The sequence below is a fragment of the Microbacterium sp. genome (genome assembly GCF_047606385.1).
Classification (GTDB): domain Bacteria; phylum Actinomycetota; class Actinomycetes; order Actinomycetales; family Microbacteriaceae; genus Microbacterium.
The window spans coordinates 24,200-49,260 of record NZ_JASGEL010000020.1 but is presented as its reverse complement, the minus strand read 5'-3'; the positions used below and the strand labels follow the sequence as shown (position 1 = coordinate 49,260).

At 71.6% G+C, this 25,061-nt stretch carries 24 protein-coding genes; 16 read left to right on the top strand and 8 right to left on the bottom strand.

Going from position 1 to position 25,061, the window contains the following annotated elements; genetic code table 11:
- Positions 1-393: 393 nt before the first annotated feature.
- The 3 genes from QM626_RS02130 to QM626_RS02120 all read left to right on the top strand — a co-directional run bounded on the left by QM626_RS02130 (position 394) and on the right by QM626_RS02120 (position 3,675).
- On the top strand, positions 394-1,839 hold the full coding sequence (locus QM626_RS02130) for an aldehyde dehydrogenase family protein (RefSeq protein ID WP_415073482.1): 1,446 nt from the start codon (positions 394-396) through the stop codon (positions 1,837-1,839).
- A gap of 8 nt (positions 1,840-1,847) precedes the next feature.
- Entirely contained in the window at positions 1,848-2,294 is a 447-nt protein-coding gene (locus tag QM626_RS02125) for a flavodoxin domain-containing protein (RefSeq protein ID WP_415073465.1), read from the top strand.
- Positions 2,295-2,376: 82 nt separating this feature from the next.
- Entirely contained in the window at positions 2,377-3,675 is a 1,299-nt protein-coding gene (locus QM626_RS02120) for an MFS transporter (protein ID WP_415073463.1), read from the top strand.
- Positions 3,676-3,764: 89 nt separating this feature from the next.
- Here QM626_RS02120 and QM626_RS02115 read toward each other — a convergent pair whose 3' ends face one another.
- Both QM626_RS02115 and QM626_RS02110 read right to left on the bottom strand, forming a co-directional pair.
- Positions 3,765-4,196: a MarR family winged helix-turn-helix transcriptional regulator gene (locus tag QM626_RS02115; RefSeq protein ID WP_415073461.1), complete on the bottom strand. Its 432-nt coding sequence runs from the start codon at positions 4,194-4,196 to the stop codon at positions 3,765-3,767.
- A 7-nt stretch (positions 4,197-4,203) separates the two neighbouring features.
- Entirely contained in the window at positions 4,204-6,102 is a 1,899-nt protein-coding gene (locus tag QM626_RS02110; protein WP_415073459.1) for an FAD-dependent monooxygenase, read from the bottom strand.
- Positions 6,103-6,239: 137 nt separating this feature from the next.
- Between QM626_RS02110 and QM626_RS02105 the strand changes: the two genes are divergently transcribed.
- A complete protein-coding gene (locus QM626_RS02105; RefSeq protein WP_415073508.1) occupies positions 6,240-7,247 on the top strand; it encodes an amidohydrolase family protein in 1,008 nt (335 codons plus the stop codon).
- 5 nt (positions 7,248-7,252) lie between these two features.
- Here the strand turns inward: QM626_RS02105 and QM626_RS02100 are convergent, their stop codons facing one another.
- Complete coding sequence (locus tag QM626_RS02100; protein ID WP_415073457.1) at positions 7,253-7,912, bottom strand: GntR family transcriptional regulator; 660 nt, start codon at positions 7,910-7,912, stop codon at positions 7,253-7,255.
- Positions 7,913-8,069: 157 nt separating this feature from the next.
- Between QM626_RS02100 and QM626_RS02095 the strand changes: the two genes are divergently transcribed.
- Genes QM626_RS02095 through QM626_RS02085 form a run of 3 tightly spaced genes read left to right on the top strand, consistent with a single transcriptional unit; the run spans position 8,070 to position 10,893 of the window.
- The gene (locus tag QM626_RS02095) at positions 8,070-8,774 is read left to right on the top strand and encodes a 4-carboxy-4-hydroxy-2-oxoadipate aldolase/oxaloacetate decarboxylase (protein WP_415073455.1); all 705 of its coding nucleotides are present in this window, start codon (positions 8,070-8,072) and stop codon (positions 8,772-8,774) included.
- Positions 8,761-9,843 carry a 4-oxalomesaconate tautomerase gene (locus tag QM626_RS02090; RefSeq protein WP_415073453.1) on the top strand — a complete coding sequence of 361 codons (1,083 nt, stop codon included), beginning with the start codon at positions 8,761-8,763 and terminating at the stop codon, positions 9,841-9,843. The genes QM626_RS02095 and QM626_RS02090 overlap by 14 nt, the downstream gene beginning before the upstream one ends.
- Before the next feature lie 21 nt (positions 9,844-9,864).
- Entirely contained in the window at positions 9,865-10,893 is a 1,029-nt protein-coding gene (locus QM626_RS02085) for a VOC family protein (protein WP_415073451.1), read from the top strand.
- Between the two features lie 59 nt (positions 10,894-10,952).
- Here the strand turns inward: QM626_RS02085 and QM626_RS02080 are convergent, their stop codons facing one another.
- Positions 10,953-12,065 carry a 5-methyltetrahydropteroyltriglutamate--homocysteine S-methyltransferase gene (locus tag QM626_RS02080; RefSeq protein WP_415073449.1) on the bottom strand — a complete coding sequence of 371 codons (1,113 nt, stop codon included), beginning with the start codon at positions 12,063-12,065 and terminating at the stop codon, positions 10,953-10,955.
- 172 nt (positions 12,066-12,237) lie between these two features.
- Between QM626_RS02080 and QM626_RS02075 the strand changes: the two genes are divergently transcribed.
- The 6 genes from QM626_RS02075 to QM626_RS02050 all read left to right on the top strand — a co-directional run bounded on the left by QM626_RS02075 (position 12,238) and on the right by QM626_RS02050 (position 16,716).
- A complete protein-coding gene (locus tag QM626_RS02075) occupies positions 12,238-14,010 on the top strand; it encodes a TIGR03767 family metallophosphoesterase (RefSeq protein ID WP_415073447.1) in 1,773 nt (590 codons plus the stop codon).
- Complete coding sequence (locus QM626_RS02070) at positions 14,007-14,369, top strand: hypothetical protein (RefSeq protein WP_415073445.1); 363 nt, start codon at positions 14,007-14,009, stop codon at positions 14,367-14,369. The genes QM626_RS02075 and QM626_RS02070 overlap by 4 nt, the downstream gene beginning before the upstream one ends.
- On the top strand, positions 14,366-14,929 hold the full coding sequence (locus QM626_RS02065; RefSeq protein WP_415073443.1) for a hypothetical protein: 564 nt from the start codon (positions 14,366-14,368) through the stop codon (positions 14,927-14,929). The genes QM626_RS02070 and QM626_RS02065 overlap by 4 nt, the downstream gene beginning before the upstream one ends.
- A gap of 28 nt (positions 14,930-14,957) precedes the next feature.
- Positions 14,958-15,188: a PIN domain-containing protein gene (locus QM626_RS02060; RefSeq protein ID WP_415073441.1), complete on the top strand. Its 231-nt coding sequence runs from the start codon at positions 14,958-14,960 to the stop codon at positions 15,186-15,188.
- 82 nt (positions 15,189-15,270) lie between these two features.
- Positions 15,271-15,873 (top strand): hypothetical protein, encoded by a 603-nt coding sequence (locus QM626_RS02055; RefSeq protein ID WP_415073439.1) that lies wholly within the window; start codon positions 15,271-15,273, stop codon positions 15,871-15,873.
- Positions 15,874-15,933: 60 nt separating this feature from the next.
- Positions 15,934-16,716 carry a hypothetical protein gene (locus tag QM626_RS02050; protein ID WP_415073437.1) on the top strand — a complete coding sequence of 261 codons (783 nt, stop codon included), beginning with the start codon at positions 15,934-15,936 and terminating at the stop codon, positions 16,714-16,716.
- 105 nt (positions 16,717-16,821) lie between these two features.
- Here QM626_RS02050 and QM626_RS02045 read toward each other — a convergent pair whose 3' ends face one another.
- Together QM626_RS02045 and QM626_RS02040 are read right to left on the bottom strand one after the other, a co-directional pair.
- A complete protein-coding gene (locus tag QM626_RS02045; protein ID WP_415073435.1) occupies positions 16,822-17,742 on the bottom strand; it encodes a serine hydrolase in 921 nt (306 codons plus the stop codon).
- A gap of 65 nt (positions 17,743-17,807) precedes the next feature.
- The gene (locus QM626_RS02040; RefSeq protein ID WP_415073433.1) at positions 17,808-19,772 is read right to left on the bottom strand and encodes a M13 family metallopeptidase; all 1,965 of its coding nucleotides are present in this window, start codon (positions 19,770-19,772) and stop codon (positions 17,808-17,810) included.
- Between the two features lie 202 nt (positions 19,773-19,974).
- Here QM626_RS02040 and QM626_RS02035 point away from each other — a divergent pair, with 202 nt between their 5' ends.
- Positions 19,975-21,297: an MATE family efflux transporter gene (locus QM626_RS02035; RefSeq protein WP_415073431.1), complete on the top strand. Its 1,323-nt coding sequence runs from the start codon at positions 19,975-19,977 to the stop codon at positions 21,295-21,297.
- Positions 21,298-21,319: 22 nt separating this feature from the next.
- Here the strand turns inward: QM626_RS02035 and QM626_RS02030 are convergent, their stop codons facing one another.
- Positions 21,320-21,967: a TrmH family RNA methyltransferase gene (locus QM626_RS02030; RefSeq protein ID WP_415073429.1), complete on the bottom strand. Its 648-nt coding sequence runs from the start codon at positions 21,965-21,967 to the stop codon at positions 21,320-21,322.
- Positions 21,968-22,137: 170 nt separating this feature from the next.
- Between QM626_RS02030 and QM626_RS02025 the strand changes: the two genes are divergently transcribed.
- Both QM626_RS02025 and QM626_RS02020 read left to right on the top strand, forming a co-directional pair.
- Complete coding sequence (locus QM626_RS02025; protein WP_415073427.1) at positions 22,138-23,415, top strand: Nramp family divalent metal transporter; 1,278 nt, start codon at positions 22,138-22,140, stop codon at positions 23,413-23,415.
- Positions 23,416-23,424: 9 nt separating this feature from the next.
- Positions 23,425-24,063, top strand: a complete 639-nt coding sequence (locus QM626_RS02020) for a metal-dependent transcriptional regulator (RefSeq protein ID WP_415073425.1) — start codon at positions 23,425-23,427, stop codon at positions 24,061-24,063.
- Positions 24,064-24,078: 15 nt separating this feature from the next.
- On the opposite strand, the gene QM626_RS02015 is transcribed toward QM626_RS02020, so the two are convergent.
- Positions 24,079-25,041: an SDR family NAD(P)-dependent oxidoreductase gene (locus tag QM626_RS02015; protein WP_415073423.1), complete on the bottom strand. Its 963-nt coding sequence runs from the start codon at positions 25,039-25,041 to the stop codon at positions 24,079-24,081.
- Positions 25,042-25,061: the final 20 nt, after the last annotated feature.

Genomic DNA, 25,061 nt, shown 5'->3' with positions numbered 1-25,061 from the left:
CCCATCCAGCGGCGCCACAATCCGTGACGCCGCCTTGAGGTCGCGCGGCGGCCGGGACGAGACCTCCGTCAAGATCTCTCGTCCCGGTTTTTTGCGCCCACGTCACCTCAAGGACCGGGTCGGGTAGGCATCGCGGCGTCCGCCGAAGCTGGGAGAACCGCGTGCATGACCACGGTAGCCGCTGAAAAGATATTAGGCAAGGCTCACCTAATCTGTATCGAGTGCCACGCAATCGCCCGTGCGCGGCATCCCGGTGGTCGCGAGCACGACCAGCCGCGCAACCAACGCTTGCGTGATCGGTCGGTCGATCCGATTGTCTGAGCCCGCAGCCACGAGCAGGCTGGGGAGGTCTGCCCATCGTCTGCGCGCGGCGGCGCGCCCAGGAGGATTCACGTGAGCATCAGTGTCGAGGCCAACCTCGTCGGGGGCCGTTTCACCACCGAGGCGACGGGTGACCCGATCGAGGTCCGCAATCCCGCCGACGACACCGTCATCGGCCACGTCCCCGGCATGGGGCCGGCAGACGTCGACGCGGTCCTGAACGCGGCTCTCGAGGGTGCGAGAGCGTGGCGCCGCACCGGCCCGATCGAGCGGGGACGCGTGCTGCTGAACGCCGCCGCCCTCATCCGCGCGGACGCCGACGACCTCGCCGCGCTCATCGTCACCGAGATGGGCAAGACCACCACGGAGGCACGAGGCGAGGTCGGCAAGACGGCGGAGTTCTTCGAGTACTACGGCGGCATGGGCCGCAACTCGTTCGGCGACGTCGTCCCCGACGCCCGCCCGGGGACGTTCGCCCTGCAGCTGCACGAGCCGATCGGCGTCGTGCTGCTGGTCACCCCGTGGAACGACCCGCTTCTCACCCCCGCGCGCAAGATGGCGCCGGCGCTGATCGCCGGCAACGCCGTGGTCATCAAGCCGGCCACCGAGACTCCGATCATCACGCTGCGCCTGGCTGAGGTCCTCACCCGCGCGGGCCTGCCCGCCGGCGTGCTCGGCACCGTCACCGGCCGCGGCTCGCAGATCGGCGACCTGCTGACCACCGACCCGCGGTTCGCCGCCGTGTCGTTCACGGGCTCGACATCGGTGGGCCTCGGCATCCAGCGCAAGCTCGCCGGCTCCGGCGTGCGCGTGCAGACCGAGATGGGCGGCAAGAACGCCGCCGTCGTGCTCGCCGACGCCGACCTCGACCTCGCGGCATCCGTCGTCGTCGCGGGCGCGTTCGGCCAGGCCGGCCAGCGCTGCACCGCGACCAGCCGCCTCATCGTGCAGCGGGAGATCGCCGCCGAGCTGCGCGAGCGCATCGCCGCGGCGACCGGGAAGCTGCGGGTCGGCCCCGGCTCGGACCAGGTCGACCTCGGCCCCGTCGTCAGCCGCGCGCAGCAGACCGACATCCGGAGCCGGGTCGCCGCAGGCCTGGCCGAAGGCGCCACGATCATCGCCGGCGCGGCGCTGAGCGACGGTCTGGTCGAGCGGGGCGCGTTCGTGCAGCCGCTCTTCGTCTCGGTCGACACCGAGAACAGCCTGTGGCGCGAGGAGGTCTTCGGCCCGGTGCTGAGCATGATCGAGGTCGACGACCTGGACGAGGCCATCGAGAGGGTCAACGACTCGAACTACGGCCTGTCCGCGGCGATCTTCACCCGCGACCTCGGTGCGGCGCACCGGTTCGTCGCGGAGGTCGACACCGGGCAGGTGTCGGTGAACCAGCCCACCAGCGGCTGGGACATCCACCAGGGCTTCGGCGGGTTCAAGGAGTCGGGCTCCGCCTTCAAGGAGCAGGGCACGGCGGCGCTGGCCTTCTACACCCGGATCAAGACGGTCGCCGTCCGGACGCACTGAGCCCGCGCATGCGCATCGTCGCTCTCTACGGCACCGAGTCCGGTCGGGCGGAGGCCGTCGCGAAGGGCATCGCGGAGGCGTTCCCGGATCGGGCGATCGAGGTCGTCGACATGGCGGATGCCGATACCGGCATATTCGAGCCGGGGGCGCTCTACCTGATCTCGTGCGCCACGCACGGCGGGGGCGAGCTGCCCGGATTCGCGCAGTTCCTCCACGACGACCTGCGGGAGCTGCATCCCGATCTGACCGCGGTGACCTACGCGATGTTCGGGCTCGGCGACTCGTCGTACGCGGAGAAGTACAACCGCGGATCGACGCAGTTCGACGAGCTGCTGGCCTCGCTCGGCGCGACGCGCATCGGGCCGTTCGGGCAGCACGACGAGATCTCCGGGAAGGATCACGTCGCGCTCGGCGTCGAGTGGGCGCGTGAGGTGCTCGCCGCAGCCGGCACATGAGTCCGTTCCCGTGCGAGACTTCACATATGTCACGCTCCAGGGTCGTCTGCGTGACATATGTGAAGTCTCGCGAGGCCGGGTCGTGAGCGGGTCGGGGCTGGATGCGCAGACCCGCCGGATGCTGTGGCGCTTCGCCCCGATGATCTACGGGCCGACGCTGCTGTTCGGCCTCGGTGAGGGCGCGCTGCTGCCGGTGCTGCCCTCGATCGCGAGCGGCATGGGCGCCGACGTGTCGGAGGCCGCGTTCGTGGCATCCGTGATCGTGGTCGCGCGCATGATCGGCAACCTTCCCGCCGGCTGGCTCGTCGACCGGATCGGCGAGCGCTACACGATGGCGATCGCCGGCGCGGTCGCACTGCTGGGCACGGTCGGGGTCATCCTCGCGCCCAGCGTCGCCGTCATGTCCGTCGCGGTGTTCGGCGTGGGCCTGTCCGCCGCCGCCTTCGGCCTGGCGCGGCACGCGTTCATGACGACCCGCGTCCCGCTGGGCTACCGCGCCCGCGCGCTGTCGATGCTGGGCGGATCGTTCCGGCTCGGCCTGTTCGTCGGACCCTTCGCCGGCGCACTGCTGCTGGTGTGGACCGCGACCGACATGTCGGCGGCGTGGTTCTTCGCCGCGACACTGATCCTGCTGATCCTGCTCGTGCTGCTCGGTCGCGACCCGGAGGAGGAGCTCGCGGCGGAGGGACTCACGCCGTCGGCGGAGCTGCGCGTCGCCGACGACCTCGCCGACGACACCGGCGAGTCGACGACCGGTTCGATCCCGACCGCGGAGCGTCAGGGGGTGTTCCGCACCATGTGGCGCAACCGGGCGGTGCTCGCACGATTGGGCCTGTCGGCGGCGACGCTGTCCGGCATCCGTCAGGCCCGGGTGTATCTGCTGCCGCTGTGGGGCGTCTCCCTGACGATGGACGCCTCCACGATCTCGCTGGTGGTGGGGCTCACGGGAGCACTGGAGTTCCTGCTGTTCTACTCGAGCGGTCAGATCATGGACCGGTGGGGACGCCTGTGGGCGTGCCTGCCGTCGATGGTGATCATGAGCGGCGCGTTCCTGGGGCTCGCGTTCACCCACGACCTCGACTCCGCGGTGGCCTGGTTCGTCGTGGTGGCGATCTTGGTGGGCATCGGCAACGGGCTGTCCAGCGGCATCCTGATGACGATCGGCGCGGATGTCGCGCCGGTGAGCGAGCCGGCCCCGTTCCTGGGGTCGTGGCGGACGCTGACGGATGCCGGTGGTGCCGCGATCCCGGTGATCATCGCGGCGGTCAGCGCGGTGGCGACGCTGCCGATCGCGACGGCCGTGGTGGGCGTCATCGGCCTCGCCGGCGCCGTGGGCTTCTGGCGGTACGTGCCGCGCTACGTCCCGCTGCCCGGCCGCTGACCGGCCGCCGCCTTCGCGTCCCGCGGTGGCCGCACGACTCACGGAGCGCGAGCGAGCGCGCAGCAGCGGCGGGCGAGCGAGCGGGCGGGCTACCGAAGCAGCGCGTGCAGCCCCCGTACCAGCCCGTCGAGCTCCGCGGCGTCCAGACCGGCGGTCAGGCGCTCCTGCAGGGTCTCGACGGCGGGCCGCAGCCGCAGCCGCTCGGCACGCCCGAACCCGGTCAGCGACACGGCGTTGCGTCGCGCGTCCGTCGACGACCGTCGACGTTCGACCAGCCCGCGGCGCTCCATGCGCGCGACCAGGTCCGCGATCGTGGACCGATCGAGGTCGACCGCGTCGCCGAGCTCGCGCTGACTCGCATCCGACCGGTCGAGCACGGCGAGCGCCGCGTACTGCACGCTCGTGATCTCGGTCGAGACGGTCTCGGCCCACAGCGCGACGTGACGCTGCTGAGCGCGGCGGATGAGATAGCCGACATGGCGTTCGGGTTCGCGGTCTTCGGAGGTCACAGGATGCGGCATCCGCCCATCATGCCAAGGCGGCCGCCTGCTCTCGCAGGAACCCCGCGAAGAAATCGCCGATCTCGGCGCGGGCGGCCAGCGGCAGCACCTGCGCGACGTACTGGTCCGGGCGCACGATCACGATCGCACCCGCCGGATCGATGCCGCGCTCGGCGAAGATGTCGGCGGCCGGGTCCCGAGCCCACGCCTTCTCCCAGTCCTGCAGTCCGAGCGCGCCGGTACGCGGCAGGAGCACCGCGGGCAGGTCGGGCACGTCGATGTCGTGGTGCCCGGCGCGGAACACCCCGTGCACGTCGATCACACCATCGACGTCGTCGCCGGGGCGCGCGAAGCGCCGCAGCGGCGACTCGACCGCCTCGCCGAGCCAGCGCGCGAGGGCGTGCAGCCCCCTGCCGTCGGCGTCGCCGAAGGCGTAGAGGCGCCACCGGCCATCGGCGCGATGCGCATGACCGAGCTGCATCCGCTTCGCGTCGGCGACCCGCACCACCGGTGCCGAGTGGAACCGGGTGCCGATCTCGAACCCTCGCGCGAGATGCTGGTGCTCGCCGGCACCGGTGAGCGCCGACGGCGCGTACCGGGTGGCGAGGCCCGCCGTATAGCGGCCCTGTCGCGAGAACTCGGCCTGCATGGCCTCCGGGGTCACGCCGCCGCGTTCCGGGTGGTCCGGGTCGACCGTCGGCTGCGCGACGAACGCCGACCAGAACCGGTCGAAGGCGATGAGGTCCTTCGCCACGCCGTGACGCTCGGCCGAGTAGGACCGCAGCAGTTCCGCGTCGGCACGGCCCTCGAGCACCGCGGCGAGCTTCCAGCCGAGGTTGAACGCGTCCTGCATGGACACGTTCATGCCCTGCCCGGCCTTCGCCGAGTGCGTGTGGCAGGCGTCGCCGGCGATGAAGACGTGCGGCAGCCGCCCGCTCTCGTCCCCCTCCGGCACATCGTCGAACCTGTCGGTCAGGCGCTGCCCGACCTCGTAGACGGAGGACCAGGCGACCGAGCGCACATCGATGGAATACGGGTGCAGGATGCCATTGGCCACGGCCGTGAGCCGCTCAACCGTCGTGTGCCGGATCTGGGAGTCGCCCGCCGGCACCTCGCCGAGGTCGACGTAGCAGCGCACCATGTTGCCGCCCTCGCGGGGGATCATGATCATGCTGCCCCTGCCTGCCGACTGGATGACGTTCTTCGTGCGCCAGTCGGGGAAGTCGGTGACGGCGAGCACGTCCATGACGCCCCACGCGTGGTTCGCGGCATCGCCCTCGAGCTGGCGGCCGATCGCCCGGCGCACGGCGGAGCGCGCACCGTCGCACCCGACGACGTAGCGGGCCCTCACGACGAGCTCCTCTCCGGTGGCGACGCGCCGCAGCGTCACCTCGACCGGATACTCGCCGTCGCCGACGGTCAGCGTGACGAACTCGACACCGTAGTCGGCTTCGAGCTTGGCGGATGAGTTCGCGGCATGGTCGAGGAGGTACTGCTGCAGCCGGGCCTGGTTGACGATGACGTGGGGGAACTCGCTGAGCCCCGCCGGGGTGTCCGCGACCCAGCCAGCACGCACGATCCGCGAACGGTCCCGCTCGGACGGCCCCCAGAACCGCACCTCGTTCACCCAGTACGCCTCGCGCAGCAGTGCGTCGGCCAGGCCGAACGCCTCGAACATCTCGACCGTGCGGCAGGCGACCCCGTCGGCGTGTCCGAGCTCCAACGGGATCTCGCGGCGCTCGACGATGCACGTCTCGATGCCGGGGAAGGCCGCGAGCTGCGCGGCGAGCACGGTCCCGGCGGGGCCGGTGCCGACGATGAGCACGTCGAGCTCGTCCGGGATGCCGCCGGTCCGAGCCGCGGCCTGACGCGCCGCCGGATGGATGTCCGGGTCCCCCGGACGGTAGCCGTCTCGATAGAACTGCACCTCGTTCTCCTTCGAACCCGCGCTCGCGGGCGCCGTCCCAGCATACTCCGTACCCCAACGATTTGACCAGAGGGCAGCTCGGCGACAGAATTGGCGACAATAGCTTCGATCGGCCGGCGGCCGGGAACGGGGTCGACGTGATCATCGACATCCACGGTCATTACACGACCGCGCCGGCACCGCTGCAGGCGTGGCGGGACGCACAGATCGCGGCGTTCGACGCCGGGGCCGGGGCGCCGGCATCCGGCCCCGTGATCACGGACGACGAGATCCGGGCGAGCATCGAGCCGAACCAGCTCCGTCTGATGGACGAGCGCGGCATCGACCTCACCGTGTTCTCGCCGCGGGCGTCGTTCATGGCGCACCACATCGGCGACTTCGCGGTGTCGGAGCGCTGGGCGCGTATCTGCAACGACCTGTGCGCGCGGGTCGCACGTCTCTACCCCGGTCGCTTCGCCCCCGCCGCGATGCTGCCGCAGTCGCCGGGGGTCGACCCGGCGACGTGCGTGCCCGAGATCCGGCGCGCCGTGGCGGAGCTGGGCGCCGTCGCCATCAACCTCAATCCCGATCCCTCCGGCGGGCACTGGACCTCGCCGCCGCTGACCGACGAGTCGTGGTTCCCGGTCTACGAGGCGATGATCGAGTACGACATCCCCGCCATGGTCCACGTGTCCACGAGCGTGAACAAGGCGTTCCACACCACCGGCGCGCACTACCTCAACGCCGACACCACCGCGGTGATGCAGCTGATCGAGGGCGACCTGTTCACGCGCTTCCCCCGGCTCCGGCTGGTGATCCCGCACGGCGGGGGCGCCGCACCGTACCACTGGGGTCGGTTCCGGGGCCTGGCGATGGCCCTCGGCAAGCCGGAGCTCGGCGAGCACATCCTCGGCAACGTGTTCTTCGACACGTGCGTGTACCACCAGCCGGGCATCGATCTGCTCACCGAGGTCATCCCGACCGAGAACATCCTGTTCGCCTCCGAGATGATCGGCGCGGTCCGCGACATCGACCCGCGCACCGGGCACCACTTCGACGACACCCGGCGCTACGTCGAGGCCGCCGGGCTCTCGGCGGCGGACCTGGAACGGATCGAGGAGACCAACGCCCGCCGCGTGTATCCCGGGCTGGCCGCCTGGATGTGATCGCCTCAGCCGCGGGCGGACTCGCGCAGCGCCCCGATGACGCTGCCGACATGGGCGCTCATCGCCACGGCAGCGGCATCCGCGTCGCCCGCGCACACCGCGTCGATGATCGCGAGATGCTCCGGCAGCGACACCGCGGGACGCCCGGCGACGAGCGAGAGCCGGAACTGATGACGCACGACCTGGCCGCGCAGGTTCTCGAGCATCGCGGTCGCGGTCGTGTGCGCGGCCAGCTCGCGCAGGGCGGCGTGCAGCGCGGCGTTCAGCTCGGAGTAGCGCAGCAGCTCGCCCGTCTCGACCGCCGCGCGCATGCCGTCGCCGATCTCGCGCAGCCGTGCGGCGGCGGCCGTCGTGACGTTCTCTGCCGCCCGCGCGGCCACGAGCGACTCCACCGCCCGGCGCACCTCGGTGATCTCGACCGCCTCGGCGAGCGAGATCTCCCGCACGCGGGCGCCGCGGTTCGGCTGCAGCTCGACCAATCCCTCGGCGGCCAGCGCGATCAGCGCATTGCGCAGCGCGAAGCGGCTCGCCCCGAACTCGACCGCCAGATCGGCCTCGATCAAGCGCTGCCGGGGAACGTAGCGGCCACCGACGATCGCATCGCGCAGCGCCAACCGCACATCGATCGGCTCGGACGTGGATGCCGCATCCGTCATCTCCGACATCGTTCCCTCTTCTCCGACCGCGGTCCGATTCTGCCGCACCGCAGGCGAGGTCCGCTCGCGGCTCGGTCGATCGCAGATTGTCGACAATAATGGCGGTTATAGTAGCGCTGACGGTGATCGATGACGACCGTCTCCCCGGCCCGGAAGGAACAGCGGTATGACCGGCATCGTGGTGACAGAGATCGCTCGGGCGGATGCGGAGGTCGTCGCCTCCCTCGGGCGCCTGGGGTCGGCGACGGTGCACGAGGCGCAGGGCCGTACCGGCTACGTCGGCCCGGGCGTGCGGCCGATCCAGCAGGGAGCCGCGGTCGCGGGCAGCGCCGTGACGGTGCTCACCGCCCCCGGCGACAACCTCATGGTGCACGTGGCGATCGAGCAGTCGCAGGCCGGCGACGTGATCGTCGTGGTGCCGCGGGGCGACTCGCCCTACGGGCACATCGGCGAGCTCATGGCCACCCAGATGCAGGTGCGCGGCGTCCGCGGCTATGTCACCTCGGCCGGCGTGCGCGACACGGCCGAGCTGCGGTCGATGGGCTTCCCGGCCTGGGCGACACACATCGCCGCGGAGGGATGCGTGAAGGACACCCCCGGATCGGTGAACGTGCCGGTCGTGCTCGGCGGCGCCGTCGTGAACGCCGGCGACATCGTGGTCGCCGACGACGACGGCGTCACGATCGTTCCCCGGGCGGACGCCGCCCGGGTGCTCGCCGCCGCGGAGGCCCGGGCCGCGAAGGAGGCGGCGAACCGGAAGCGCTACGAGGCGGGCGAGATCTCCATGGACATCAACGGGCTGCGCCCGGTGCTGGCCGATCTCGGCGTGCGCACGGTGACCCAGGCGGAATACGACCATGGTCGTCGCTGACCCGGTGCACGACGGCATCCCCTGCCTGCTCATGCGCGGGGGGACCTCGAAGGGCGCGTACTTCCTCGCCGACGACGTCCCCGCCGATCGCGAGGAGCGCGACGCGCTCATGCTGCGGATCATGGGCAGCCCGGACCCGACCGAGATCGACGGGCTGGGCGGGGCGCATCCGCTCACCAGCAAGGTCGCGATCGTCTCGCCCTCGACCGCCGCCGACATCGACATCGACTACCTCTTCCTGCAGGTCGTCGTCGACGAGCCCGTCGTCAGCGACACGCAGACGTGCGGCAACCTGCTGGCCGGGGTCGGGCCGTTCGCCGTCGAGCGCGGGCTGATCCCCGCCGGCGCCGAGTCGACGACCGTGCGCATCCGGCTCCTGAACACCGGGGACGTGGCGACCGCCGTCTTCGCGACCCCCGGCGGCCGCGTCGACTACGACGGCACGGCGACCATCGACGGCGTGCCCGGCACCGCCTGCCCCGTCGACCTGGAGCTCACGGCCGCGCCCGGCAAGGCGCTGCTGCCCACCGGCGACGTCGTCGACGAGATCGCCGGCCATCGTGCGACGCTCATCGACAACGGGATGCCGGTCGTGCTGCTGGACGCCGGCGAGTTCGGCGTCGCCGGGACCGAGTCCCCGGCCGAGCTGGAGGCGCGCCCCGAGCTGGCGGCCGCGATCGAGCAGGTGCGGCTGGGCGCGGGCGAGCTCATGGGTCTCGGAGACGTGACGAGCCAGACGGTCCCGAAGATGTTCCTGCTGTCCGCGCCGAGCGGCGGCGGAGCGATCTCGACGCGGGCGTTCATCCCCCACCGGGTGCACACGTCGGTCGGAGTGCTGATGGCCGCGTCCGTCGCCGCCGGCATCCGCATCCCCGGCGCCGTCGGCACCGAGCTGGCCGTGCTGCCGCCGGAGGGGGAGCCGACCGGCATCGAGCACCCGAGCGGAGTCTTCCCCGCCGAGGTGAGGGTGGAGCAGGATGCCGAGGGGGTCTGGCACGCCGCCTCCCTGTCGCTGCGCACCGCCCGCAAGATCTTCGACGGCCGGGTCTTCCCCCGGCCCCGACTGTAGGCACGTCAGAGAGGACACGACATGGCCGTACCCGAGAACTTCGACATCGCCCACCTGGGCGCCATCGAGCTGTTCACCCCGAGGTTCGATGAGAGCCTCCACTTCTTCCGCGACCTGCTTGCGATGCGCGAGGTCGCCCGGATCGGCGACTCCGCCTACCTGCGGTGCTGGGACGAGTACCAGCTCTACTCGATCAAGCTCACGGCATCCGACACGAACGGCGTCGGCCGCACCCTCTACCGCGCCTCGAGCCCCGAGGCGCTGGACCGCCGCGTCGCCGCGATCGACGCCGCCGGCCTCGGGCATGGCTGGCGCGACCCGGAGGTGGGCGTCGGCCGGTCGTACGAGTTCGAGGACCCGGACGGCCACCTCATGGCGATCTACTACGACACCGAGCACTATGTGCCGGACGACGAGGACCGCCCCGCCCTGAAGAACCAGGCGGCGCGCTTCCCGGGGCGCGGCATCAACGTGCGCCGGCTCGACCACATCAACTACCTCGCGGCGGACGTGAACGCGGCCGGCGAGTTCTGGCGCGATGTCATGATGAGCCGCGAGTCCGAACGGGTGAAGCTGGACGCCGGCGGCTACGGCGCCTGGTGGTTCCGGTTCCACCAGAAGTCGTACGACGTGGTGTACTCGGACGACTGGACGCGCGAGCGCGGCCGCTTCCACCACCTCGCCTTCGCCCCGGACAACCGCGAGGACATCCTCAAGGCCGCCGACATCTGCCTCGAGAACGGCGTCTACATCGAGTACGGCCCGTACAAGCACGCGATCAACCAGACGTTCTTCCTGTACGTGTGGGAGCCCGGCGGCAACCGCATCGAGTTCGCGAGCGCGCAGGCGCGCCTGATCCTGGACCCCGACTGGCCGGTCGTCGAATGGAGCCAGGCCGAGCGAGCCAAGGGACAGGCGTGGGGCATGAAGACCGTGGCGACCTTCCACACGCACGGCACCCCGTATGTGGCGAACCAGGAGGCGATCGACGCCGCAGCGCTCGCGGGCGTGCCCTACGAGCCGACCGACTACGACGAGGAGTCCGAGTAGCGTCCTTCCTTCCCGTTCCCGCGAGCGAATGCCGGGGGTGCCGACGGTGCGGGGGCGGGTCAGCCCCAGACGGAGGCGGCGGTGTCGACGACCAGCCGGATCTTCGCCCACTGCTCGGCCTCGGTGAGCGCGTTGCCCTCCTCGGTCGACGCGAAGCCGCACTGCGGGCTCAGCGCGAGCTGGTCCAGCGGCGCGAACGCGGCCGCCTCGTCGATGCGGCGACGCACGGCGTCCGCGTCCTCGAGCTCGCCCGTCTTGGTCGTCACCAGCCCCAGCACGGCGATCTGGTCGCCCGTCGGCAGGAAGCGCAGCGGCTCGAACCCGCCCGCGCGCTCGGAGTCGTACTCGAGGAAGAAGCCGTCGTAAGGGGTGTTCCCGAGCAGCTGCTCGGCGACCGGCTCGTAGCCGCCGGACGAGATCCACGTGGAGCGGAAGTTGCCGCGGCAGACGTGGGTCGTGACGACGAGGTCGTCGGGCTTGCCGTCGAGGATGCGGCCCAGCAGGGCCGCGTAGCGCTCGGCGATGCCGTCGGTGTCGAGGCCGCGCTCACGCGCCTTGGCCAGCTCGACGTCGGAGCACAGATACGCCCACGCGGTGTCGTCGAACTGCAGGTATCGGGCGCCGGCGGCGTAGAACGCCCCGAGCGCATCGCGGTAGGCCCGCACGAGGTCGTCGGCGATCGCGGCGTGCCCGTCGTAGTACGCCGGGTCGATGCTGTCCGGCTCGAGCCGGAAGTCGAGCACGGTCGGGGCGGGGATCGTGAACTTCGGGGTCGCGCCGGTGACCGCCGCGGCGTCCTGCAGCGCCCGGAAGTGCGCGAGGAATGGGTGCGTGTCGCTGAACCCGATGGGGCCGGTGATGCGGATGCCGCGCGGTTTCGTCTGCACCCCCTGGAACTGGATGCCGTGATCGAGCTCGACGATGTCGACGCCGTCGAGGAAGCCGAAGAAGTCGAAATGCCACCACGAGCGGCGGAACTCGCCGTCGGCGGCGACCTTCAGTCCGGCGGCGGCCTCGGCGGCGATGAGATCGGCGATGGCCGCGTCCTCGGCGGCGCGGAGCCCCTCGTCGTCGAGGATGCCGGCGGCGTGCGCGGCACGCGCCTCGGCGAGCGCCGCGGGACGGAGGAAGCTGCCGACGATGTCGGCGCGGAACGGGGGTCGATCGGTCACGCGCCGATCGTACGCCGGCGGAGGCCGGCGGAGGCGCGGAGCGCAACACGCCGTCGCATCGGGGGGCGTGAATCGACGACGTCCCGTCGCAGATCCCGTGATCGGGCCCGGCAGCGGATACTCTCGGCCTGCGCGCACCGGGGAGAGCGTGCCGCGCGGAGAAAGGCGGGCTATGCCGGGGCTGTCTCGTCGCCAGTTCCTCGCCGTGGTCAGCGCACTCGCCGCGTCGACGGCGATCCCGGCGACGGTGCTGGGCGACGCCCTCGCCGCGCGTGCCGTGCCGGCGGACGTGCCGAGCACGCTGGGACGGACGATCCTGGCGGGTAGCGTGCTGTCGGGGCAGTACCGCACCCTGACCCCCGGCCCCGGCGAGCCCTACCTCGCGCGCACCGACATCCTCGGACGCGCTCCGGCCGCCGACCGGGCGACCGCCCGGCGTTCGCTGCTGTACCTCGGGCACCTCTCCGACATGCACGTGATCGACGCGCAGTCGCCGGGGCGCATCGAGCCGATGATCGTGCTGGATCATTCATCGTGGGGCGGGGCGTTCCGACCGCAGGACCCGCTCAGCCCGCATGTGACCGCCGCCATGGTCACCTCGCTCTCCGACCTGCGCTACAGCCCGCTGACCGGCGCGCCCATGGCCGCGGCGGTGGTCACCGGCGACAGCGCCGACATGCACTCGCTGCGCGAGCTGCGCTGGTACATCGATCTGCTCGACGGCCTCACGGTCGATCCGCGCACGAGCGACGCCTTCGAGGGGGTGCAGGCCTGGGCCGATGCGGTGTGGGCGTACCGTCCCGGCGCGCCGGCGGGCGGCTCGTTCGGCGACTACGGCTTCCCCACCCTGCCGGACCTGCTCGACCAGGCGATCGCGCAGCCGGTGCCGTCGGTGGGCCTGCCCGCCCCCTGGTACACGATCTACGGCAACCACGACATGCTCCTGCTGGGCACGTTCGACATCGACTCGCAGCTGGCGTCCCTCGCGACGGGCGGCCGCAAGGCCTACACGCTGGAGGCGACCGCCGGCATGGCCGTCGGCGGCTACGCCGCCGCCACGAGCGCGCTGCAGCGCACGCTCGACGCCTTCGCGATCCAGGCGGGGCTCCGACCGGGCTTCCGCAGTGTGACGCCGGCCGCCGAACGCCGTCTGTTCGAGAACGCCGAGTTCATGGCGCAGCACTTCGACACCCGGGACACGCCCGGTCCGATCGGTCATGGATTCACCCAGCACAACCTCGACTCGGGCGAGACCTGGTGGAAGGCCGACCTGTCGCCGAACGTCCGCGCATTCGGCCTCGACACCTGCAACCAGGTCGCGGGACCCGACGGCGCGGTGCCCGACACGCAGTTCCGCTGGCTGCGCGCCGAGCTGGAGACCGCCCAGCGCGAGCGCCGGATCGCCCTCGTGCTCAGCCACCACAACAGCATGACGCTCGAGAACCGGGCCCAGCGGCCGTGGCAGGACGAGGTGCTGCACGGTGCCGACGAGTTCGTCGCGATGCTGCTCGAGTTCCCGGTGGTGGTCGCGTGGCTCAACGGGCACACCCACATCAACCAGGTGCTCGCGCACCGGGGCGCGAGCGGCGGGTTCTGGGAGATCACGACGGCGTCCTGCATCGACTTCCCGCAGCAGCAGCGGGTCGTCGAGCTCGTCGACAACCGGGACGGGACGCTGTCGATCTTCACGACCGCGGTGGACCACGCCGCCGACGCATCGCCCGGCACGGGCGGCGACTATCTCGCGCTCGCCGCGCGCAGCCGTGAGCTCGCCGCCAACGACTGGGTCGAGACGCCGCTGATGCGGCGCGGCTCGCTGCTGGACCGCAACACCGAGCTGCTGCTGCCCGCACCGTTCGACCTGGGGACGATCACGGATGCCGCGCTCGAGGCGCAGCGTCTGGTCGCCGGCGCGCGGATCCTGCAGCACGAGGCGACGCTGTGAGCCGGGCGCGCCGGGCGGCGCTCTGCGCCGTCGCGCTCCCGCTGCTGCTCGCCGGGTGCTCGCAGGTCGCCGCGCTCGCCCCGGTGGGAGGGGATGCCGAGGCCGCGGCGCGGATCGCCACGATCGACGTCCTGCTGGCGCAGGGGGTGGAGCTGGGCGAGGCTCCACAATGCGCGTCGACGGACGAGACCATCCGCTGCACCGGCACGACGGCGGACGGGGAGCAGATCGAGGCGCAGGCCACGACCGCGGCGGACTCTCCGCTGGAGGTGTCGATCGCTGGGACCACCGTGTTCACCGGGACCGTCGCCGACGTCATCGGAGAGGCGTCGCGACCGACACCGGGATCGACGCCGTGAGAGGGCGGGCCGTCGCACTGCTCGCGGTGCTCGTCGTCGTGCAGGCGCTGGCGCAGGCGGGGCTGGTCTGGGTCGCCCCGCGTGACCCGTTCGACGCGGCCTCGCTGCTGCTCGCGGCCGTCTCGGCGCTCGTGGTCCTGGCCTCCGCGGCAGCCGCATGGGCGCTGGCCGCTGCGGCCACCGGAGCACCCGGCCGCGTCGCGGCGCGAGCCGCGTGGACCGTCGCGGTCCTCGCCGTGGTGACCGCTGCCGCGACCGTCCTCCCGCCGATCGCGGTCGTGCTCGCCGCGGCCGGCTGCCCGGCGCTCGCCGCCGGCGGGATGCGGGACGGACTGCGCCTGCTGCGCCGGCATCCGGGCAGGTCGGCGCTGCTCGGGCTCGCCAACGTCCTGGTCGTCGTGCTCGCATGGGTCGGGTCCGCCCTGGCGGGCCTCCTGCTCGGAGGCGCACCCGGGTCGTTCGTGAGCTGGCTCACCTACGGCCTGGCGCTGGCCGTTTTCGCGACGGCGTGGTGCCGCCTCGCGGCTCGTCCGCGGCCCATCGCGCACGCGCGTACGTGAGGGATCCCGATTCGGACCAGGCGAGGAGATGTATGTTCGGTGTCTAGCCCTCGCCGAACTGCTGCGCACCGCACCGACCGACTGGGAGGATGCGGCACGCATCTACCGCACGGGCCGGCGCCAGGGCGTGACGATCCGCACGCTGGTCGACTGCCTGATCGCTGCGATCGCCGTCCGGGGCGGCGCCTCGGTGCTCCACCACGACGCCGACTTCGACGCGATCGCGACGGTCGTGCCGCTGTCCGTGTCACGTCGGTGAGCCGGCACGCGAACACGCTCGCCGCGACGTCCGTGTTCGGTGGTTGGTTGCCCGAGGTCGGGCGGCTCGCGAAGATGGGGCCATGGACACTACTGATGTTCGAATCACACAAAGAAGCTGGGTCGTCGGCGGCGTATTGCTGCTTGCCGCCGTTCTCCTCGCCTACACGACCGAGTCGTTCCAACCTGTCGCCGCCTGGGTAGGACTGCTCTCACCACTCGCGTTCGGGGCGGCGTGCATCGTCTTCGCATGGGGATTCTCCGACACGGAAAGCATCACCGCCCGACGGCCCGTCGGCACGGGCGCTCTCATTCTTCTCGGCGTCTGGACGCCGGTCGCGGCCGTCGTCATGATCGTTCTGGGCGGATCGCTAGAGGCACTGCAGGCATTCTCGATCACTGATGGCGTCGTGTCCTTCGCCCTCGCACTGGTCGCCGTCGTCATGATCGGGCGAGCACGCATCGTGCCTCGACCGTGGAACTGGACGCCGGCGTGGTGCCTAGCCGCAATCACAACAGTGCGCGTCATCGACAGCGTATTCGCGGCCATCCCGAACCCGGATCCGACCGCGGCGGCGCCGCTGCTTGCGTTCCTGTCGGCGCTCACGAGCGTGGGCTCATTACTCGGCTTAGGCGTTCTCGCCATCATTCACGGTTTGGCTCCATCCAGTAGCTCATTAAAGTAAGTAACCTAGTTGAATTCTTTGAGAACCCCGCGTATGTTCTCGTACCGAGATGACGCGTCAGTGAGGACGACGATCCACGAAGAAGGCCGTTCATGCTGCCGCACCGAACATACGGAACGGTTTACGGCAATGAATAAAACAGGAAAGAAGTTCGCGCTCCTCGCCGTCGGCGTGTTGACGCTGTCGCTGGCGGGAACTGAGATGGCATACGCGGACAGTCCGGATCAGACATCCGCCTCGAGCGCTACGACGGTGCCGGACGCTGCCGCAGCAGACGCGGCTGGGTACATCATCGTCGGGCCGTCGGATGCGGTCGAAACCGACCACGGCACGTTCTATCCGACGGGCAACATCTCGCCTGACACCCTCGTCGTTATCGCCGAAGCGGATGGCAGTCTGCCAGGAGGGATCACCGAGAGCGAACTCCAGACGTATGTCGCGGAGCGCCGGGCGGGCGTCGAGGAGAGTTCCACGACCGAAATCGCCCCGAGTGATACTGTCACGCCGTTCTTGACGTCCTCGTATTCCGCAACTTCGACGGGGTGGTCCGGCGCCTACACCGGAGGCTCGTTGATCGGATGGGATTCGAGTGCCACGGCGTACTACTCCTTCACAGTTGGCGTAGGAACGTCACAGGTGAACGCGGGGCAAGGGTTGGGCTACTACGTGGGATATAACGGCAGCTCATTCGGCACTTGGTCGGCGTGGTACGGGCTCACCTCGGCGGCTCAGAACTATACCGGCGGCGGTTCAGTCCCTTGGGGCAACGTCGCAGCGACCACCAAGTTCAGGGCGAAGTGCGCTGCCTCGACGTTGTGCTACGGCGACTTCACGGCACCTTAAGCGATCAGGCTCCGGTGCGACGAGTGGGGACGTGAACAATCCAATTGAGTCGCGAGAAAACGATTCAATTATGACGTGCTCGCGTCCCCGTCGGCGCGCCCGCTCTCAGAACACGAACTCCATGAGCTCCGTGCCGAGGGTGCGGAAGGCGTCGTGCGCGCGCAGCCGATGCGCGATCGACAGGTCGTCGAAGCAGACGAACAGGGCGTAGGCGATGCCGGCGCGGGGCCCCGCGAGCACGCCGGCCTCGGCGCGGATGCCGCTGGCCCGGCCGGTCTTGTTCACGAACAGCAGTCCGTGCTCGTCGTCGTCATGCCCGAACGGGTCGAGCCCGGTGGCGGAGGCGACCAGCGACAGGTCGTGGCCGAAGCTCAGCCACTCGGAGACCTGCGCGCTGACGGCAGGACTGACCGCCTCCGCGTTCACCAGCGCGGCGAACAGCTGCGCGTACTCGCGGGCCGAGCCCACCGCGACGTGCGGCGCGTCGTCCGGGCCACGCTGGTCGCGGAAGCTGTCCATCACCGCCGACCGGGTGAGCCCGAGCGCGTCGATCCGGGCCCGCACCGCGGGCAGCCCCACCCGCGACAGCAGGGCGTTGGCGGCCAGCGCGTCGCCGGCGGACGCCGCGAGCACGGCCAGATCGGACAGCGGCAGCGCGGGAGCCAGCAGGTGCCGCCACACCCCGGACACGGTCACCGGCTCGAGCGACGACCGCTCCACGATCTCCAGCGGGCTCAGCGCGCCGGACTCGAAACGGGCGGCGAGCTCGATCAGCAGCGGCACGACGCCCAGCCCCGCGATCGGGACGCTCGTGAAGTCGTCGCCGGCGACGACCACCGAGCCGCCGTCGAGGTCCGCCACGTGCACGGACACCTGCGCGCCCGAGGAGGCCAGCGCCTCGAGCGTCTTCAGCGTCGACGTGAAGGTGCGCCGGCCCGCGGCGGCCCGGCGGACGGGTCTCGTGCCGCCGCGCCGGCCCCGGCGCGCAGCATCCGTCCCCCGGGTCGGCTCCGACGGCGTTGCCATCATGCGTCCCTTCGATGTCGTGCGGATGAGCCCTGCGACCCTACGCCGCCTGATCGGCCGCGGGGTTACCAGATGGTGACGCGCTCGTCGGGGGCGAGCCACAGGCCGTCGGCCTCGGTCACGCCGAACGCGTCGTAGAACGCGTCGATGTTGCGCACGATCTGGTTGCAGCGGAACTCGTTCGGCGAGTGCGGGTCGATCGTCAGCAGCCGCAGCGTCTCGGCGTCCCGTCCCTTCTGCTGCCAGATCTGCGCCCAGCTCAGCAGCAGGCGCTGGATGCCGGTGAGCTCGTCGATCTCCGGCGCCGGCTCGTCCTCGAGGGACAGCGCGTACGCTTTCAGCGCGATGCCGAGGCCCCCGAGGTCGCCGATGTTCTCGCCGATCGTAAGCGCTCCGTTGACGTGGTGCTCGGCGCTCAGCCCCTCGGGGACGAGCGCGTCGTACTGGGCGATCAGGCTCTTCGTGCGCTCCTCGAACGCGGCCCGGTCGTCGTCGGTCCACCAGTCGCGCAACGACCCGTCGCCGTCGAAGCGGCTCCCCTGGTCGTCGAACCCGTGTCCGATCTCGTGCCCGATGACCGCGCCGATGCCGCCGTAGTTCGCGGCGGCATCCCGCTCGGCGTCGAAGAAGGGGTACTGCAGGATCGCCGCGGGGAAGACGATCTCGTTCATCAGCGGGTTGTAGTACGCGTTGACCGTCTGCGGGGTCATGTGCCACTCGTCGCGGTCGATGGGCTGACCGACCTTGCCGAGCTGGCGGTCGTGCTCGTGCACGTGCGCGCGACGGACGTTGCCGACCAGGTCGGCGGCGTCGACCTCGATCGCGCCGTAGTCCCGCCATTTCACGGGATAGCCGATCTTGGGGGTGAACGCGTCGAGCTTGGCGAGGGCTCGCTCGCGGGTCTCGGGGCTCATCCACGCGAGCTCGCCGATCGACCGGCGGTACGCCTCGATGAGGTTCGCGACCAGCGCGTCCATGGCCTCCTTGGCCGCCGGCGGGAAATGGCGCTCGACGTACACCTTGCCCACCGCCTCGCCGAGGGCGGCCTGCACGAGGCTGACGCCGCGCTTCCACCGCTCGCGGTTGACGGGAACGCCGGTGAGCTGCGTGCCGTAGAACGCGAAGTTCTCGGCCACGAAGTCGTCGGTCAGGAACGCCGCGGCGCCGTGCACGACCTTGAAGCGCAGCCACGCCTTCCAGTCGTCGAGGTGCTCGTCGGTCAGCAGCGCCCCGAGCCCTTCCAGGAAGCTCGGCTGCGAGACCACGACCTCAGCCAGCGCGTCGACATGATCCGGCGCGACGCCCTCGCGCCACGGCTGCAGATCGACGCCGGCCAGGGCCACGACCTCGTCCCAGCTCTTCAGGTTGTACGTGGCCACGGCGTCCCGGCTGCGCACGTTGTCCCAGTGATGGGTGGCGATGTCGGTCTCGAGCGCGACGACGCGGTCGGCCGCGGCATCCGCGTCGGCGATGCCGGCCAGGCCCAGGATCCGCTCGATGTGTCCGCGGTAGGCGACGCGCGTCTCCTGGAACGGCTCGAGCCGGTAGTAGCTCTCGTCCGGCATCGACAGGCCGGACTGCAGCAGGAACGGCACGTACCGCTGCGGGTCGCCGGGGTCGGGCTCGACATAGAGGTCGATGATGCCGCCGACGCCCTCGCGCTCGAGCTCGCCCACGGTGCGCAGGAACGACGGGATCGAGTCGACCGCGTCGACGCGCGCGAGCTGGTCGCGCAACGGCTCGGCGCCGAGCTCGGCGATGCGGGCCTCGTCCATGAAGCTGGTGAACAGGTCGCCGATCTTGCGCGCCTCGGTGCCGGGCTCGGCATCCTGCGACTGCTCGACGATCTCCTGCACGTGCTTCTCGGCCTGCTCGGCCAGCTCGTGGAACGATCCCCACCGCGCCTTGTCGTCGGGGATCTCGGTGCGGGCGATCCAGTTGCCGTTGACGTAGCGGAACAGGTCGTCCTGCGGGCGGATGCTGTCGCTCAGCTCGTCGAGCGCCAGACCGGAGCGGGGGGAATCGGTCATGCGCTCCAGGATATGCCGGTGCGCCCCGCGGGGCGTCCGGACGCCCGCCGCGGCGCAATTCTCCGGACATTCGGCGTCCGGGCGCTCACCGGGACGTCCGATGCGGCGTGTCGCTCCGAGCCGTCCTGTCCTTTGCGCCGGGAGCGCGTGGGCGCCGACGCCGGCACGAGCGGATGCCGCCGTGCCCTCGTAGGCTCGGGGGATGGCGAACGCGCAGGATCTGAACCGGCAGATCCTGCGCCTGGCGGTGCCGGCGCTGGGCGCGCTGATCGCGGAGCCGGTCTTCCTCCTCGTCGACGCCGCGCTCGTCGGCCACCTCGGCGTCGTGCCGCTGGCGGGGATGAGCATCGCCTCGGCGGTGCTGCAGACGGTGGTCGGCCTGATGGTGTTCCTCGCCTACTCGACGACCCCGGCGGTCGCCCGGCGTCTCGGCGCCGGGGAGCACGGGGGCGCCGTGTCTGCCGGCATCGACGGGATGTGGCTGGCCGCGGGCCTGGGCGCGCTGCTCGCAGTCGCGGGATGCCTCGCGGCACCGTGGGCGGCGAGCCTGTTCGCCGCGGCGCCCGACGTGACCGCGCAGGCACGGATCTATCTCGGCATCTCGGTGTGGGGACTGCCGGCGATGCTCATCGTGTTCGCCGCCACCGGGCTGTTGCGCGGGATGCAGGACACCGTCACCCCGCTGCGGGTCGCCGTCGCGGGCTTCGCGGCGAACGCCGGGCTGAACGCGCTGTTCATCTACGGACTGGGATGGGGCATCGCGGGGTCCGCGGCAGGCACCGTCGTCGCGCAGTGGGCCATGGTCGTGGCCTACGTGATCGTGGTGGGACGCCTCGCGCGGCGGCACGCGGCATCCCTCCGCCCGCACCTCGCGAGCGTGGGCGGGAGCGCGCGGGCCGGAGGGTGGATGTTCCTCCGGTCGGTCTGGCTGCAGGTCGCGCTGCTGACGACGGTCGCGGTCGCGAGCCGCGTCGGCACCGTGGAGCTGGCCGGTTGGCAGGTGTCCTACACGATCTTCTCCACCGCCGCGTTCGCCCTGGACGCGCTGGCGATCGCGGCGCAGGCGCTGATCGGGCACGCCCTCGGCGCGGGCGACGAGCCGGCGGTGCGACGCGTGCTCCGCCGCACCCTCGGCTGGGGCGTGTGGTTCGGCGTGGCCGTCGGGCTGGTGATCGGCTGCCTGTCCGGCGTGATCGGCCTCCTGTTCACGAGCGACACGGCCATCGCGGCGCTCGCGCAGCCCGCCCTGATCGTCCTCGCGCTCGCGCAGCCGCTGTGCGGGGCGGTGTTCGTGCTGGACGGCGTGCTCATCGGCGCCGGCGACGGCCGTTACCTCGGGATCGCCGGATTCGCGACGCTCCTGCCGTTCGTGCCCGCGGTGCTGCTGGTCGCCGCGGCGGGGGTGACGGGTGCGGCGGGTCTCGCCTGGCTCGCGGTCGCATTCTTCGGCGTGTACATGCTCGCGCGGTTCACCACGCTCGGCGTGCGCGTCCGCGGCGACCGGTGGCTGGCCGTCGGGGCGTGAGCGTCTCCTCCGCGCGTCGGTCTCACGCCCAGCGGCGGCACCACTCGTGCATGACGATGGCGGCCGCGGCGGCCGCGTTGATCGAGCGCGTCGAGCCGTACTGGGTGATCTCGATGTGACCGGACGCCGCGGCCAGCGCCGCATCCGAGAGGCCGGGCCCCTCCTGCCCGAACAGCAGCACGCATCGCTCGGGCAGGTCGGCGCGATCCACCGGCACCGCGCCGGGCAGGTTGTCGACGGCGATGACCGGCAGCTGCTCGCCCGCCGCCCACGAGGCGAACGCGGCGACGTCCTCGTGATGCCGGACGTGCTGATAGCGATCGGTCACCATGGCGCCGCGGCGGTTCCAGCGCCGGCGTCCGATGATGTGCACGGTCTGCGCCAGGAAGGCGTTGGCGCTGCGCACGATCGAGCCGATGTTCAGATCGTGCTGCCAGTTCTCGATGGCGACGTGGAAGCCGTGCCGCCGGGCGTCGAGGTCCGCGACGATCGCCGGCATGGCCCAGTACCGATAACGGTCGACCACGTTGCGACGGTCGCCGTGGGCGAGCAGCTCCGGGTCGTAGCGCGGGTCGTCGGGCCACGCCGCCGCGCCGCCGGGCCAGGGCCCGACGCCGTGCTCCGGGGCGGTGTCGTCCTCGGGCTCCGCCGCGGACTGGGGCTCGCTCACCGAGACAGACTAGCCGCGCCCCGGCATCCTCGCCCCCGCCCTCCGCACCTCGGTTTGGCGCCACTTTCCGGCGATGGCGACACGAATAACAGGAGCCATCGTACGAAAGAGGCGCCAGACCGCGCGGGAGAGAGATTTCGGGCGCCCGAAAAGCGAGTAGGGTTTTCGGTATGCCGAAAAATGCGCGCGAGGAGGCCGCTCCGCCGTGCCCCGCCGCGCCCCGGTCGCGACGGCTGTACTGGCTGCTCGGGCCCGCGCTGGTCGCCGGCGTCGCCTACCTCGATCCCGGCAACGTCGCGAGCAACATGACCGCGGGCGCCCGGTTCGGCTACCTGCTGGTCTGGGTCGTGGTCGCCGCGAACCTCGCGGCGTGGCTCGTCCAGTACCTCTCGGCCAAGCTCGGCGTCGTCACCGGGCAGAGCCTGCCGCAGCTGCTGGGCGCACGCATGCGCAGCCCATGGGGCCGGCGGGCGTACTGGCTGCAGGCCGAGGTCGTCGCGATGGCCACGGACGTCGCCGAGGTGATCGGCGGCGCCGTGGCGCTGAACCTCCTGTTCACGCTGCCGCTGGTGTGGGGCGCAGTGGTGACCGGCGTCGTCTCCACCCTGCTGCTGGTCTACCAGTCGCGGCGCGGCGCACGCGCGTTCGAGGTCATCGTGATCGGGATGCTGCTGATCATCACGATCGGCTTCTGCGCCGGCGTCTTCCTCGCGCCGCCCGAGCCGACTGCCGCCCTGACCGGCCTGCTGCCGCGCTTCGAAGGCACCGACTCGGTGCTGCTGGCGGCATCCATCCTCGGCGCGACGATCATGCCGCACGCGATCTACGCGCACTCGGCGCTCGCGCGCGACCGCTTCCATCCCGGGCCGGACGCCGGGCGCACGGGCGGACCGCCGGTCCGCCGGCTGCTGCGCGCCACCCGCTGGGACGTCACCATCGCGATGGCGGTCGCCGGCACCGTGAACCTCGTGATGCTGCTGCTGGCGGCCTCCGCCCTCGCCGGGATCCCCGGCACCGACACGCTCGAGGGCGCCTACACCGCGCTGCGCCAGGGTCTGGGCCCGGTCATCGCGACGCTGTTCGCTCTGGGCCTGCTCGCGAGCGGCCTGGCCTCCACCGCCGTCGGCGCCTATGCCGGGTCGGAGATCATGGCCGGGCTGCTGCGGCCGCGCTTCCCCCCGCTCGCCCGGCGGGTCGTCACGCTCGTGCCCGCGATCGCGCTGCTGGCGGTCGGCGCCGATCCCACGCAGGCGCTCGTGCTCAGCCAGGTCGTGCTGAGCTTCGGCATCCCGTTCGCGCTGGTGCCCCTGGTGTGGCTGACGGCGCGGCGGGAGGTGCTGGGCGCGTTCCGCAACCGTCGGCCGACCACCGTCGTGGCCGTCCTGGTGGCGGCGGCGCTGGTCGCGCTCAACGTCGTTCTCATCGGGCTCGTCGTCACCGGCGGGTAGCCTGGGCCGGTGGCCACCTCCGCCGTCGTCGACGACTACCTGAAGTCGATCTACCACCACACCGAGTGGCAGGACGAGCGCATCACCCCGTCGCAACTGGCGACCGAGCTGGGGCTCGCGCCCTCGAGCGTGACCGAGATGGTGCAGAAGCTCGCGACCCAGGGGCTGGTCAGCCACCGCCGGTACGGGCCCATCTCGTTGACGATCGAGGGGCAGCAGCGTGCGGCGGCCATCGTGCGCCGGCACCGGCTCATCGAGACGTGGCTCGTGCGCGAGTACGGCTACACCTGGGACGAGGTGCACGACGAGGCCGAGGTGCTCGAGCACGCGCTCAGCGACCGGCTGCTCGCCCGCATCGACGAGCGGCTCGGCCACCCGCGGTTCGATCCCCACGGCGACGCGATCCCGGCGGCGGACGGCTCCACCGAGCGCGTGCCGTTCGTGCGGCTGCGGGATGCCGCGCCCGGCCATGCCGGCCGCATCCTGCGGGTCGACGACCGCGATCCCGACCTGCTGCGGGACCTGGACCAGCTCGGCGTCGACGTCGGCCGCGAGGTGCGCGTCGTGGACGGCGCCACCCTGCGGCTGGACGAACACAGCGTGACGCTGCCCCCCGGAACCGCCGACGCCGTGTGGCTGACGGCCTGAGCCCCCGGCCGCTGCTCAGCGCCGCGCGGCCTCGAACGGCCACCGCATCCGGGTCGCGTTCTCGCACGTGACCCACAGGCGCTCGCCCACCGCCTCGTCGCGCGAGGTGCGGGAAGGCGTCGCGCGACGCGGCGTGCCGTGCGCGACGTATCGCGGTCCCCACATCTCCCCGCCGGCGACCGCGGGGTCGGCGAGCGCGCGTACGAGCGACCAGGCCCCGTGCTCCTTGGACTGCGTGATCGGCGACTGCAGGTTGTCCGCGAACCGACCCAGCCGGGTCGGCTCGTTCACCCCCTGGATGCCGCGGGTGCGGCCGCTCGTCGAGTATCCGGGATGGGCGACCACGCTCGCGACGGGCACCCGTGCCGCGCGGAGCCGCCGGTCGGCCTCCAGGCCGAGGGCGGTCGTCGCGATCTTCGACTGCACATAGGCGCGCCAGGCCGAGTACCCCTCGACCAGCTGGGGATCCACCGGGTCGACGCGGGCGAGCGAGATCGCCATGCTGCCGAGCCACACCATCCGTCCCCGCGCGGCGGCGAGGGCCGTCAACAGCGCGCCGGCGAGGGCGAAGTGCCCCAGCACGTTCGTCGCGAACACGACCTCGTTCCCGTCGCGGGTCGTCTCGCGATGCGCGGGCGGGTGGACCACACCGGCGTTGAGCAGGATGCCGTCGAGCCGGCCGCGCTGACGGACCGTGGCGGCGGCCGCGCGCACCGAGCCGAGATTGCTGGTGTCGAGCAGCAGCGTCTCGAGCCCGCCGAGAACGCGGTCGTTGTCCACCAGCCGCGCGGTCGCCGCGGCGCGCGCGGCGGCGAGCCGGTTGGGGTTGCGGCCGGTCATGATGACGTGTGCGCCGGCGGCGACCAGCTGCTCCGAGGCGAAGTAACCGAGACCGCGGTTGGCGCCCGTGACGAGGTAGGTGCGGCCGTTCAGATCGGGAAGGTGGCGCGGATTCCAGTCCGCCGCGCGAGCGCTCACGCGTCGAGCCTAGACCCGCG